Genomic DNA, 12,410 nt, shown 5'->3' with positions numbered 1-12,410 from the left:
ATAATTTATAGATAAATAAAAGCCCAATACATTAAGAAAAATTGCAAAGGTAAGCGTAACAATAAAATCCATTTGGGTATTCCGGCAGAAGCTTTTTCACCAGATAGCATATAAAAATGTACCATAAGAAAAACGGCTAACATTGTAATTATTTCATAAATAGAAACTGTTTTTAATACCGGAAAATATAATCCAATACCTAATAGAATTTCTGCAATTCCGCTTAGATAAACTAAAGCTCTATGATTTGGGAGATAATTAGGCATAATACACATGTACATTTTTGGCTTTATAAAATGTATTATTCCTGCAAGAACATATATTCCTGCCATAATGTAAAGACCAATGGGTTCATTCATCTTTATACGTTTTGTAAGTTAAACCAATACCATAATTAAATAAGTCTTTTTGTAGTAGACTCGATTGTAATCCGTTTCCTTTATCAAATTTCACCCAATTATTACTGTTTAAAAACACACGTTTTATAAATGTGTTTTTACCTTCAACTTCATTTGTAAAAGGTAAAAGAGGTCTAAAATTAGTAGGTATTTTAACCACACTTCCGTTTTTAGATTCAATCTCTTTATACTTTTTATTAGGTAATAATTTACCATTTTTATCTGTGTATCCTAATACCTGTAGTGATACAAAAAAACCATTATCTGGTATATGAATATCAAAGTCATCTACATTTAGCTCATAGGCATCGCCATCTTTTTCTGTAGCTCTAAAAACAATAGTTTCGTAGGTTAAAACGTTTCCAGGAACACCATTGTTGTTATTGTAAAACTGGACTTTAAATAAGGTTGAAAATTTCTTTTTGTCACTATTTTTTTTGTTTCGTTTTTTCCAATCTTTAGACTCTAAAGCAATAGGAAAAAAAACGCTTTTTAGTTTTTGGTCTTTAGTTGATGTTTTTGGGAAGTAAACGGCAATTTCAGATTCTATAGTTGGTAACCAACAATTGTAATAATCATCATCTAAAGACGGTTTTAGTTTTTCTTCTTTAAATTTTCGGTCCTTTTTAAAATTTAGCATTACTTCATCTAATTGATGAGATTGCGATTGCATTAATAATTCTTCAGAAAGATTTTCTGTAGAAATATTTAAATCTTTAAAACCAATGGCAGATATAAATAACGAATCGATATCTGGATATAACTTTTCTGTAAAAATAAAAACACCTTCATCATCTGCGAAAATACCGTTGCCATTACCAAAAGAAATGGTTGCATAACTTACAGGATATTTAGAAATGCTATCTTTTATGGTAATCTGAGCAAAGGATAATTGCCCAATTAATAGAAGCGTAATTAGAATTTTGTACATGCTAAAGTTTTATAGATTTTAAAGATACATCATTTATAGGCATAAAAAAACGCCTCAATTATGAGACGTTTTAATATTTAAAGGATTACAGATTTTAGTCTTTATCTACATGTTTTTTTGTTTGTGTAAAGCCAACATACAAGCCAGCACCAGCCATTAAGAATATCATTGAAGGATAAACAGCATCATCTAAAACAGTGTAAGTATCGAGTATACTTGCTATTAATATACCTAGACCAATTCCCATTAAAAGAAAAGATAAATTTAGAACAACCACTTTCCAAGAAGAACCTGATCGCTTGCCTATATTAAATATACTAGCATCTGCACCTTTTTCTATAAGTGCTAGTCGTTCTTTGTTTCGTGTTGAATAGTAAAGATATACGATTCCGAAGATGGCCAAAAAAAGACTCATTGGTATTAAAATTTCTACGTTCATAATGTTTGATTTTTAATTGATTAATTTTATTTGTTACATACCTTATGACGATAGGTATGAATCAGAGGTTACACTTTTCTCGAAAAAAATAAAATTTTGAATAAGTGTAACCTTACATAACAAAGTGTCGTCTTAAATATATAATGACCACCAACGACGACCAATTATTAATTAAAGCGATACAAAATGGCGACACTAAAGCGTATGCGCAAATAGTGAATCGTTATAAGGACTTGGTTTATACTTTAGCATTGCGGATGTTAAAGCATAGAGAAGAAGCAGAAGAGGTGGCTCAAGATACTTTTGTAAAGGTTTTTAGGTCGTTGAACAAATTTAAAGGCGATTCTAAGTTTTCGACTTGGATTTATAGAGTAACTTATAATACGTGTTTAGATAGAATAAAAAAGAACAAGAAACATATTAATGACGTAGCAATAGATGAATTTACTTTTAATAAGTTAGAGACTATTGACAATGCTTTAGATAATTTAATAAAAGAAGAAAAGCATACATTAATAAAAAAGTGTATTCATATGCTACCAGAAGATAGTAGTGCGTTAATAACACTGTTTTATTTTGAAGAGTTAACTTTAGAGGAAATTTCTAAGATTATAAACCTTGAAGCTAATACAGTTAAAGTGAAGCTATTTAGAGCAAGAAAAAAACTAGCTGTTATTTTAGAGCAGTATTTAGAACCTCAAAACAGTATGAATTATGGAAAGTGATGAGAAAAAATTAGAAGCATTTATTGAGAAATTAATGTCTGCAGATGCTTTAGAACAACCATCAGTAGATTTTACAGATAAGGTAATGTCTAAGGTTGAAGCTGTTGCTAATTCAGAAGCAACCGTTTATAAACCATTAATACCTAAGTCAGTCTGGTTTATTATTATTGGTGGATTTATTGCTTTGGTTGGTTACTTAACTATAAATGAATCAGAAGTAAATAGTAGTTGGTTAAATCGTTTTGATTGGTCTAATGTCTCTTTAAACCTATTCGAAAATGTTTCAAATAATTTGTCTTCAACTTTAATGTATGCCGTTGTGTTTTTAGCTATAATGGTAAGCATACAAGTGCCATTACTAAAATATTATTTTAATAAACGAATGACATTTTAATCTGGGTAATACCAAAACGGAATGCGAGCATCAACTTTTATTATGGTGTCAGAATCTTTTATCTCTTTTCGTTTTACAGTTAAAAGATGCTTTCCTTCATTTAGATTTTTTATACCAATATAAGTTTCAAAACCATTTTGCTTCTTAATAGATTTACCTAGAATAAATTCGGCATTATAGGTTACTGAATCTATCTCAACAGAGTACATAGTATTAAACGCATCAAAAAAAGCATTTTTTTCTTTTACTTTCTCTGTAGAACCTAAGTCTATATTTATAAAATTAGAAGTTACTCCTCTTTCATCTTTTTCAGGTTTTAATTCAGTATTAAAATCATAGATGTCGTCTTCAATAAACTTACTGTAAACAATAAAAACCTTTACAAAAGAATTGGTTATAACTTTGCTATTAATTGCAATCTCACTTATAAAGTCTGAATCATCAATGATTTGATCCTCATAGTTTTCAGAGTTTGCTATTCTACTACCAGACGACTCTTCAAAACTAAAATAATTAGAATGATTGTAGTTAAGCGTTATTATAAAGAGAAGAGCAAGATAAATAGGCACAAGGAAGAAACTTAAACGTCTTCCAAATTTATTGTCTAAAAAATTATAGACTAAAGGTCTGTATAGAAAGGATAACGTAATAAAACTAAACACCCAATAGATTGGGAAGTATATTTTACTTATCCAGTTTTTCTTTTTTAAAAAACCTAAGGTAATAAAGTCGAAAAAAGTGAGGAGCATTCCAACTATAAAAAACACTAATATAGGAACTCCAATCCAAGTTAATATAGAACCAACTTCAGGTTCTTGTAAAAAGAAATAAATAGTTAAACCAATGGCAGTAATGGTTAGAGCATAAGCTAAAACGTAAAAAATTAATAAGAAGGAGATAGCAAAAATAATACTGCAATAATTTTCTAAACGTGCTATGTATTTGTCAAAAGAGCCAACCTTTTTTCTAAGATAATTATCAAATTTGTTACTGTAATTTAGTCTTTCATAATCAATATCACCAGATACATATCGTAATCCTAAAGCACCAATCCAAAGTCCACGTAAAAGGACATGTAGTAGTAAATTAAAAATTAAAATAGAACAAGCAGATAATGCTATTATTAAGATAACACCTAGCTGAAAGTTGTCATTAGTTTTAGTTGTGTTTAATGCAATTTTTAAAGCAGGAAAAGCACTAAACAAACCAAATATGGCAAAACCAGAAATCAGTAATTCTAATTGCCAACTTTCTTCTTGTAGTTTTTGAAGCAGTTTTTTAAACGCTGGTTTGTTATAATCTTCGCTCATGTTTTGGTTGGTGAGTTCATATTCCGCTTAAATTTAAACATATTCAATTAAAATCAATCTTTTTATTGATAGTTTGAAACCTTTGAGAGTAGTTTTTTAATCTTTATAACACAAAAAGCACTTAGATAACCTAAGTGCTTTTTGTCTTTGTTCTTGATTTTAATATTTTTATATCTAAAAAGTCTAATCAATCTAACCTAATACCAGCGTTTCTTCTTCTTCTTAGAAGCCTCACTCTTTCTTCCTTTTTTATACTTACTACCTTGTCGTTTATGTACAACAGGTTGAGCTTTTGGGTCTAAAGGATAAGGATGTTCAGTCTCAACAGGTATTTGAACATTAATAGCATTCTGAATCGTTTTTACATAACTCTTCTCATCAGCAGAACACATTGCGTACGCTTTACCTGTGTTACCAGCTCTACCAGTTCTACCTATTCTATGAATGTAAGTTTCTGCTACATTTGGCATATCAAAATTAAGAACATTATCTAGTTCATTAATATCAATTCCACGAGCAGCAACATCTGTTGCAATTAGAATTTTAACGTAGCCATTCTTAAATTTATTAAGAGCATTTTGGCGTTCGCTTTGTGGTTTATCTCCATGTATACTATTTACTGCAAAACCGTTTTTTGATAAAGTTTCTTCAAGCTTATCAACACCATATTTAGTACGTCTAAAAATAAGAACGTTACCTTCAATAGTATTTCGCATTAAATGCAAACACAATTCAATTTTACTTTGTTTAGGAACATAATACAACACCTGACTCACGTCTTTTGCTACAGATTTAGTTGGTGTAACATCAATACGTTCTGGGTCTTTAAGAATGGTTTTTGCTAATTCTTCAATTTTATAAGGAATCGTTGCTGAGAATAATAAGGTTTGTTTTTCCTCAGGACATAAACGGTCAATCTTTTTTACATCATCAATAAAACCCATAGCTAACATTAAATCGGCTTCATCTAAAACAAATGTTTCAACATAATCGAGATTTATGTAATCTTGCTTGTGTAAATCGAGCAGACGACCAGGTGTTGCCACTAAAATATCAACACCATTTTTTAGCATATCAATTTGTGGTTCAATAGAAGCACCACCAAAAACCACTAAAGATTTTAGGTTAGTGAACTCAGCATAAGTTTTAAAGTTTTGTTGAATTTGAATGGCTAATTCTCGAGTAGGACTTATGATTAAAGCTCTTATTTTCTTTCCCTTTTTAGGTGCATCTTGCTTATCATACAATTGCTGAAGAATAGGCAATGCAAAGGCAGCTGTTTTTCCTGTTCCGGTTTGTGCAGAAACAATAACATCCTTTTTGTCTAAAACGAAAGGAATAGTACGTTGTTGTACCAAAGTTGGTTCTGCGTAACCAGAAGCTGCAACAGCTTTTAGTAATGGCTTTATTAAGTGTAAGTCTTTAAATGACATATGTTTTGTATTTGTATTATCTGTCATTCCTGCGAAGGCAGGAATCTATCTAACCGTAAAGTTTAAAGTAGATTCCGCATTAATTACGGAATGACAAAAGTAGAATATTAATTTTACCAACGTGTTGCAATCCAATCCTTTTGTTCTTGTTCGGTTAAGAATGTCCAAGCAATAAATCTGCTGATTTTGTTACCCTGTCCCATTTCAATCGTTTTTACTTCAGTTGCATTTACTTTTTGTAAAACCTTATACGTTGGTTTTAAAGTTACTTCTTTAGAAATTAAACTTGTAAACCAATAGCATTGTTTACCAAATTGTTTGCTTTCGTAAATCATATCTTTTACAAAACGCACTTCACCTCCTTTGGTCCATAACTCATTCTGCTGACCACCAAAATTTAAAAGTGCCTTGCTTGGTCGTTTTCCTTTTAGATTTTTTAGTTTTTTTAGACTTGCTTTTTGAGCATCATCTAAAGACGCATGAAACGGAGGATTACAAATAGTGAAATCTACTTTTTCTTCAGGTTTTAAAATATTGTGGAAGAAATCATTCGATTTTTCTTGTCGTCTAATCTCTACTGTAGATTTTAAATTATAATTACGTTGCTCTATTTCTTTGGCTGAGCTAATTGCTTTTTCATCTGTATCACTACCAATAAAAGACCAACCATATTCATGCTGACCAATAATAGGGTAAATACAGTTAGCACCAACACCAATATCTAAACCTCTAATATGATTTCCTTGAGGGATTTCAGAACTTTTACCTTTTAATAAATCGGCAATATTATGGATATAATCGGCTCTACCAGGAATTGGAGGACACAAATAATGCTCAGGAATATCCCAATACTCTAAATCATAATGATGCAATAACAACGCTTTGTTTAATTCTTTTACAGCTGCAGGATTAAAAAAGTCTATTGACTCATCACCATATTTATTAGGTGCAACATATGCTGCTAATTTTGGTGAACTTTTAATAAGTTTTTTAAAATTATAACGTTCCCTATGCTGACTTCTAGGATGAAGTTCTGATTTTACTTTTGGATGTGGTTTTTTCTCTTGCAATTTAAAAAGTGTTTTTTGTTATAATAATATTCCAATGCCGATATTAACTGTCATTGGCTCTTTTTCATTCTTAAATTCTAGATATTGATTTATATCAGATTCAGAATTATTATTCTTAATAGCATTGAAATATTGGTTTATTTTTAAAAGTATAAACCCTTTTTTACTTTCCGAAAAAGTGATGTTCTTCTTAATCTGAAGAAACGCACCAAAATTTACAGTGTTATAATTATCTTTTATGTCTTTACTGTAGCTAACAGTTGTGTTACTTGAAAACGTTGGGTCATTAGGGTCAACTATATTGATTTCAGAGTTATTTGTAATTACATCTCCTTTTTCTTTTGCCGATAAAACAAAACTTGCAAATGCTCCAATACCAAACTCATAAGATTTGTTTGTGCCAAAATGAAAGTTATAGTTGATAGGTGTTTGGATTTGATGAATATTCCTATTTCCTTCATTGGTAACGGCTCCTAATTTATCTTCTATTGAAAACCTGTCTAGATAATATCCGATACCAAAATCTAAAGATGATTTTTCATTTAATGAATATTTAATACTTGGTAAAACAAAAAGGCCAATATTCATTTTAGACTTTATTTGTGGTCTTCCATCAACATCAGAATTAGTTAATTCACTTGTATTAGGAATAGATAATGTTGGTCCTAATGATAATTGCAAATCAATGTTGTTGTTTTGAGCAAACACATTGGCTATAAAACTAATTAGAACAATAATGAAAAACTTTTGCTTCATAATTTGATTGGTTAATACAATTGTAAAGATAGTGTAAAACTACACGGTTTAAACCTCTGTTTTCTCAGCAATGACATAAAGATAATCGCCAAGATTATTCTCGTAAGATTTTACAATTTCATTGATTTTTCCGCTATCAATATCTTGTCTTAATTTGGTTAAGCCATTTTCTATCTCATGTCCGTTGGCTAATGCACTAAAAGAGGAAATTCCATGTCTTATACTATCATCAAAATACAATTCTGGATTTTGCTTACCACAATATAGAAATTGGTCTTCTAAATCTGGTTTTACATTATAGGTTTCTGTTTTTGTAATTATTAATCTAGAATGAGCCATCGCATTTTCTATAACCTCTAAAGTTGGCATTTGTATCATAGAATCCGATAGCATTTTTGGGAAATAATGGTTTAGCCAATAACCTTCCATTTGTTGAGGTGTAGACGTAAAGATTACAATTTTACCATGAGGTTTTAAAATGTAGTTTAATTCTGAAAATGCTCTAGTAAGATTAACCCAATGATGCATGGTTAACGTGGCAATAATACCATCTATGCTTTGCTGAGCCAGATTCGTTTTTTCTGCAGCAGCAAAATCCCATTTTATATTTTTATTGATTGAATGTGCTTTTTTTAGCATTTCTATAGATGGATCAATACCAATAAACTCAAATCCTTTTAGTTGTAATGCATTGGTGTAGTTCCCTGTTCCGCAACCAATATCTAAGTATAATCCTTCCTTATTTGGATTAAGGTGTTTAAGAAATTGTTCTGTTAAATAGGAGTCAGCTTTACGTGTTTCGTTGTAATTGATTCCTATTTTGTTATATATACTAGAATTCATCGTGTTGTAATTATTTCAAAAAATACGTCAAGCGTTTTTTTAAATTTTCAGGTAAAGCATTGTTGTTTAGTAAACTTTCTATGTGTGCTTTGTTTTTATTTTCAGCATAAAGCAATTCAAATAACTGAAAAACGGTGATACCATTTGGTTGGTGTTCTACTAATTGAAATGTATCATCAATATTTACATCACCTTCTTCTAAAACTTTCACATAAGTACCAGAAAAACCATGATTAATAAATTGTTGCAAAACAGCATTACTGCCAAATTTATATGCAAATTTAAAGCAAGGTTCTCTAGGTTGGGTGATTTGTACTAAAGCATTTCCTAATTTATATATGTCTCCAATAAAAAGTTGTTGTTCGTCTAAACCTTTAACCGTAAGATTTTCACCTAACATACCAAAGGTCCATTCTAAATGCGGATACAAGTCTTGCCAGTAAGGATATTGATCTGCAGAGAATAAGTAGCAAGCTTTAAATTCGCCACCATGCACTTTTCTGTTAGATACGGTATCGCCTTTAACATCCGTTTTACCTAAATAAATAGAGCCATTAGTTGGTTTTTTATAAATACCAGTTGTGATTTCTTTTTCGTTCCATATAAATTTGGTTGGTTCCCCTAAATTGGTTGAAATGACTCGCATAACTATTACTTAATGGTTTTCCAGATTGGGAATAAACTCTTTATGTATGGATTATATTTTTCTGGGATATCTGTTAGTGGCTCTAGTGTAAATGTAAAAGGTTGATCAGCTTTAAAATTCCAGTAACGATCATTTAAGATACCATCTGTTGTTGACATATGATACTTTGGGAAATTGGTCATTGAGAATTCACCATCTTTATTTAGATAAATACCAAAATCTTTTAAATCATCATTAGTTGTATAAGTTAGTTTCAGTTTTAAATTGAGTGTTTTTTTATCTTCAGAGGTGTAGAACTCTTTCTCTTTTTGTAAATAACCATCAAATTCTGAACTCCATTTTACATTGGTATTGCTGACTTTTAATAATTCAGCAGTTAAACTGATACTGTCACTTTCTTGCTGAACGACGGAAATTAAATTCTCTTGTATAATTGTGATTGTTTTTTCTTCTGGGTTTATTGTTACTGTAGATTTTTCTGCTACTATTTGACTTTGATTAACACCAAAAAAAGCACCAACAATAAAGAATAATATTTTAATTTCTTCCATAGGCTAATTTATATAAAAAAAAGCGCAAGTTATATAACTTGCGCTTTTTAGCTATTAATCTTAAGGGAAATAAGTGAATATTTACCTAGTTAGGACCACAAAAGTATGATTATTATTAAGTTATAAAATTGATGTATGGTAATAAATTCCCTATTTGGATAAATCTTTTCTAATTCTGCTTAGACTCTCAGTAGTAATACCTAGGTAAGATGCTATATGGTAATTTTTTACACTCTTTTCAATATTAGGATAGGTTGTAATAAAGTCAATATAGCGTTCCTTTGCTGATTGAGCCAAATTAGCAAGAATCCTCTTCTGAAACGTGGCAAAGGCTTTTTCTAGCTTTATTCTAAAGAACTTATCTATTTTAGGAATTTTAGTGTACAATTCGTCTTTACCCTCTTTAGATATACTGTAAATTATGGAGTTTTGGATAGCCTCAATATTCATTATGGCTTTTTCATTTGAGAAAAAGGCTGTATAGTCACTAATCCACCAATCTTTTATGCCAAACTGTACAGTGTGTTCCTTACCATGAGTATCTACATGATATGCTCTTAAGCAACCTTTTAAAATATAATACTGCCTATCTGCTAAATCACCAGCGTTAAGAAGTTTGGTTCCTTTTTCTATTGATAGTTTTTTGAATACGGATTCAATAATTTTAATTTCACTGTCATTGAAATCAAGATCTTTAAAAATATCTTTTATTACTGAATTATCGGAAATCACTTAAATTAGAATTGTTAGATGCTATTAAGTTATATATAACATTTAGAGTGAACATGTTAATTCGGTACAAGATATAATTAATGGTTAAACCGTATTTTTTTTGAATGAAAAAACCACTTCAAACTATTGAAGTGGTTTTTATAATCATTAATAAGATTCTTGTTTTTACAGGAATTTATTACTTAATCATTTAGCTATGCTGATTATTTTTGAAAGCACGTTTTTGTTATCCATATTTTTTAAAAAAAATATGAGACAAAATCTACTTACTTTAGTAATTCATAACTACGTTTAATAAAGTTAGTTAACTCTTCACCTTTTAAAAGGCCTTGAGATAAACGTGCTAAATCTAAACTTTGTGTAATTAAGCGTTCTTGTTTCTTCTTCGTTTTAGTGCTTAAAATTTCACTTACCAATTCAGAGTTTGTGTTAACAATAAGGTTGTGAATTTCTGGCATGTTTCCAAACATGTGCATTCCGCCACCACCAGTCTGCTGCATTTCTTTCATTCTACGCATAAATTCTGGTTGTGTAATAATAAAAGGAGAAGCATCACTATCCATAGCTTCTAATTGTATAGAGAATTTTTCAGAAGGAATTGTTGCTTTTAAAAGCGTATCTAATTCCGTTTGTTCTTCTTCTGTTAATTTAGAAATAGTGTTTTCGTCTTTCTTAATTAAGTTATCAATATGATCACCATCAACTCTAGCAAAAGAAATGTTTTCTTTTGTAGATTCTAATTTCTGAATTAAGTGAGAAACAATAGGAGAGTCTAATAACAATACCTCGTAGCCTTTAGCTTTTGCAGCTTCAATATAAGAGTGTTGTTGGTCTTTGTTAGAAGCATAAAGCACAACTAACTTACCATCTTTATCAGTCTGGTTTGCTTTAATTTTATTGAAAAGCTCTTCGTAAGTAAAATATTTACCATCTACTGTTGGGTATAAGGCAAATGCATCTGCTTTTTCAAAGAATTTTTCTTCAGATAACATTCCGTATTCAATAACAATTTTAATATCGTCCCATTTTGCTTCAAAATCTTCACGATTAGCGTTGAATAAAGATTTTAACTTATCAGCTACTTTACGAGTAATGTAAGATGAAATTTTCTTTACAGCACCATCCGCTTGTAAGTAAGAACGTGATACGTTTAATGGAATATCTGGCGAGTCAATAACACCTCTTAACATGGTTAAGAATTCTGGTACAATACCTTCTACATTATCAGTTACATAAACTTGGTTTTGATACAGTTGAATTTTATCCTTCTGCATGTTCATGTCATTCGTCATCTTAGGGAAATACAAGATTCCTGTTAAGTTAAACGGATAATCAACATTTAAATGAATATGAAACAATGGCTCTTCAAATTGCATTGGATACAATTCTCTGTAGAAACTACTGTAATCTTCGTCTTTTAAATCAGCTGGTTGTTTTGTCCAAGCCGGATTTGGATTGTTAATGATATTATCTACAACAATTTTTTTCTGAGGCTCTGTAGTTTCTTTACCTTCAGCATCTGTAGTTGTTACAGGTGTAAAATCTGGATCGTCTATTTCCTTAGTTCCAAATTTAATAGGAATAGGCATAAACTTGTTATACTTATTTAGTAATTCACTAATTCTAGATTCTTCTAAAAACTCTGTTGAATCTTCAGCAATATGTAGAATAATTTCTGTTCCTCTTTCAGTTCTGTCAGAAGCTTCTAAAGTAAACTCTGGTGAACCATCACACGTCCAATGTGCTGCATCAGCTCCAGTATGAGATTTAGTAATAATTTCAACTTTCTCTGCAACCATAAACGCAGAATAGAAACCAAGACCAAAATGCCCTATAATACCTGAGTCTTTTGCCGAATCTTTATACTTATCTAAAAATTCTTCAGCACCAGAAAATGCCACTTGGTTAATATACTTTTCAACTTCGTCTGCAGACATTCCTAATCCTTGATCAATAATATGAAGTTTCTTTCCTTCTTTATCAATTTTAACCTCGATTATTGGGTTTCCGTATTCAGATTTAGATTCACCTATGCTTGTAAGGTGTTTTAATTTTAGTGTGGCATCTGTACCATTACTAATTAGCTCACGTAAAAAGATTTCGTGATCAGAGTATAAGAATTTTTTAATAAGCGGAAAGATATTCTCTACCGATACATTAATACTTCCTTTTGTCATGATAT

Annotated in this window: 14 protein-coding genes; 2 read left to right on the top strand and 12 right to left on the bottom strand. The window is 30.3% G+C overall.

Annotated features, from left to right (window positions below; all coding sequences use genetic code 11):
- Positions 1 to 5: 5 nt before the first annotated feature.
- The 3 genes from Q0807_RS18035 to Q0807_RS18025 all read right to left on the bottom strand — a co-directional run bounded on the left by Q0807_RS18035 (position 6) and on the right by Q0807_RS18025 (position 1,768).
- Entirely contained in the window at positions 6 to 359 is a 354-nt protein-coding gene (locus Q0807_RS18035; RefSeq protein WP_299112515.1) for a hypothetical protein, read from the bottom strand.
- The gene (locus Q0807_RS18030) at positions 352 to 1,329 is read right to left on the bottom strand and encodes a hypothetical protein (RefSeq protein ID WP_299112513.1); all 978 of its coding nucleotides are present in this window, start codon (positions 1,327 to 1,329) and stop codon (positions 352 to 354) included. The genes Q0807_RS18035 and Q0807_RS18030 overlap by 8 nt, the downstream gene beginning before the upstream one ends.
- 94 nt (positions 1,330 to 1,423) lie before the next feature.
- On the bottom strand, positions 1,424 to 1,768 hold the full coding sequence (locus tag Q0807_RS18025) for a DUF6249 domain-containing protein (RefSeq protein WP_299112510.1): 345 nt from the start codon (positions 1,766 to 1,768) through the stop codon (positions 1,424 to 1,426).
- 143 nt (positions 1,769 to 1,911) lie between these two features.
- Between Q0807_RS18025 and Q0807_RS18020 the strand changes: the two genes are divergently transcribed.
- Entirely contained in the window at positions 1,912 to 2,493 is a 582-nt protein-coding gene (locus Q0807_RS18020) for a sigma-70 family RNA polymerase sigma factor (RefSeq protein WP_299112508.1), read from the top strand.
- The gene (locus Q0807_RS18015) at positions 2,483 to 2,887 is read left to right on the top strand and encodes a hypothetical protein (RefSeq protein WP_299112505.1); all 405 of its coding nucleotides are present in this window, start codon (positions 2,483 to 2,485) and stop codon (positions 2,885 to 2,887) included. The genes Q0807_RS18020 and Q0807_RS18015 overlap by 11 nt, the downstream gene beginning before the upstream one ends.
- Here Q0807_RS18015 and Q0807_RS18010 read toward each other — a convergent pair.
- The 9 genes from Q0807_RS18010 to htpG all read right to left on the bottom strand — a co-directional run bounded on the left by Q0807_RS18010 (position 2,884) and on the right by htpG (position 12,405).
- Positions 2,884 to 4,197 (bottom strand): hypothetical protein, encoded by a 1,314-nt coding sequence (locus tag Q0807_RS18010; protein WP_299112502.1) that lies wholly within the window; start codon positions 4,195 to 4,197, stop codon positions 2,884 to 2,886. The two genes, Q0807_RS18015 and Q0807_RS18010, sit on opposite strands and share 4 nt — an antisense overlap.
- A 197-nt stretch (positions 4,198 to 4,394) precedes the next feature.
- Positions 4,395 to 5,630 carry a DEAD/DEAH box helicase gene (locus tag Q0807_RS18005; RefSeq protein ID WP_299112501.1) on the bottom strand — a complete coding sequence of 412 codons (1,236 nt, stop codon included), beginning with the start codon at positions 5,628 to 5,630 and terminating at the stop codon, positions 4,395 to 4,397.
- A gap of 113 nt (positions 5,631 to 5,743) precedes the next feature.
- Positions 5,744 to 6,700, bottom strand: a complete 957-nt coding sequence (gene rlmF / locus Q0807_RS18000) for a 23S rRNA (adenine(1618)-N(6))-methyltransferase RlmF (RefSeq protein WP_299112499.1) — start codon at positions 6,698 to 6,700, stop codon at positions 5,744 to 5,746.
- Between the two features lie 18 nt (positions 6,701 to 6,718).
- Positions 6,719 to 7,456, bottom strand: coding sequence for an outer membrane beta-barrel protein (locus Q0807_RS17995; RefSeq protein ID WP_299112497.1), 738 nt, complete (start codon positions 7,454 to 7,456; stop codon positions 6,719 to 6,721).
- A gap of 48 nt (positions 7,457 to 7,504) precedes the next feature.
- Entirely contained in the window at positions 7,505 to 8,299 is a 795-nt protein-coding gene (locus tag Q0807_RS17990; protein ID WP_299112495.1) for a class I SAM-dependent methyltransferase, read from the bottom strand.
- Positions 8,300 to 8,309: 10 nt separating this feature from the next.
- Positions 8,310 to 8,945, bottom strand: a complete 636-nt coding sequence (locus tag Q0807_RS17985; RefSeq protein ID WP_299112492.1) for an MOSC domain-containing protein — start codon at positions 8,943 to 8,945, stop codon at positions 8,310 to 8,312.
- 5 nt (positions 8,946 to 8,950) lie between these two features.
- The gene (locus tag Q0807_RS17980; RefSeq protein WP_299112489.1) at positions 8,951 to 9,496 is read right to left on the bottom strand and encodes a hypothetical protein; all 546 of its coding nucleotides are present in this window, start codon (positions 9,494 to 9,496) and stop codon (positions 8,951 to 8,953) included.
- A 150-nt stretch (positions 9,497 to 9,646) separates the two neighbouring features.
- Positions 9,647 to 10,228: a Crp/Fnr family transcriptional regulator gene (locus Q0807_RS17975; protein ID WP_299112486.1), complete on the bottom strand. Its 582-nt coding sequence runs from the start codon at positions 10,226 to 10,228 to the stop codon at positions 9,647 to 9,649.
- Between the two features lie 266 nt (positions 10,229 to 10,494).
- Positions 10,495 to 12,405, bottom strand: a complete 1,911-nt coding sequence (gene htpG, locus Q0807_RS17970) for a molecular chaperone HtpG (RefSeq protein ID WP_299112484.1) — start codon at positions 12,403 to 12,405, stop codon at positions 10,495 to 10,497.
- Positions 12,406 to 12,410 lie beyond the last annotated feature (5 nt).

This window comes from uncultured Winogradskyella sp. (assembly GCF_947495255.1).
Lineage (GTDB): Bacteria > Bacteroidota > Bacteroidia > Flavobacteriales > Flavobacteriaceae > Winogradskyella.
The sequence above is the reverse complement of the archived record's forward strand: the minus strand, read 5'-3'. Positions and strand labels throughout refer to the sequence as shown.